Origin of the sequence: Pseudomonas sp. MWU13-3659 (assembly GCF_023757525.1) — a bacterium.
In the GTDB taxonomy this organism is placed as follows: domain Bacteria; phylum Pseudomonadota; class Gammaproteobacteria; order Pseudomonadales; family Pseudomonadaceae; genus Aquipseudomonas; species Aquipseudomonas entomophila_E.
Genome location: NZ_JAMSHW010000112.1, coordinates 1 through 488 on the forward strand (window position 1 = coordinate 1; position 488 = coordinate 488).

A 488-nucleotide genomic window follows, 5' to 3' on the forward strand; every position below is an offset into this window, starting at 1 on the left:
GTCACGGCAATCAGCACGTCCTCGACGCCACGTGTCTTGAGATCGTTGAACACCTTCATCCAGAACTTCGCACCCTCGGTGTTCTCGATCCAGATGCCCAGGATATCGCGCGTCCCGTCGGGGAGAACGCCCAACGCCAAGTAAATGGCCTTGTTACGCACCAGGCCTTCTTCGCGGATTTTCACCCGCAGCGCATCGAAGAAAATGACCGGGTACATCGGCTCCAGTGGCCGCTGTTGCCACGCGCCAATCTCCTCCATGACCTCGTCTGTCACGGAGCTGATGAAATCGGGTGAAACGTCGGTTCCATACTGCTCGGACAGGAAAGCTCGGATCTCTCTGACCGTCATTCCACGGGCGTACATGGCGATGATTTTGTCGTCGAATCCGGTGTAACGGCGCTCATGCTTGGGGATCAGAATGGGCTCAAAACTTCCGTCTCGATCGCGAGGGATTTCCAGTCGCAACGGACCATCCCCCGTCAAAAC

1 protein-coding gene is annotated in these 488 nt (G+C 57.0%); it reads right to left on the reverse strand.

Annotated elements, in window-relative coordinates:
- Positions 1-488, reverse strand: a 488-nt coding sequence (locus tag NGM28_RS28550; protein ID WP_252092558.1) for an IS256 family transposase, incomplete at both ends; no start/stop codon positions are given.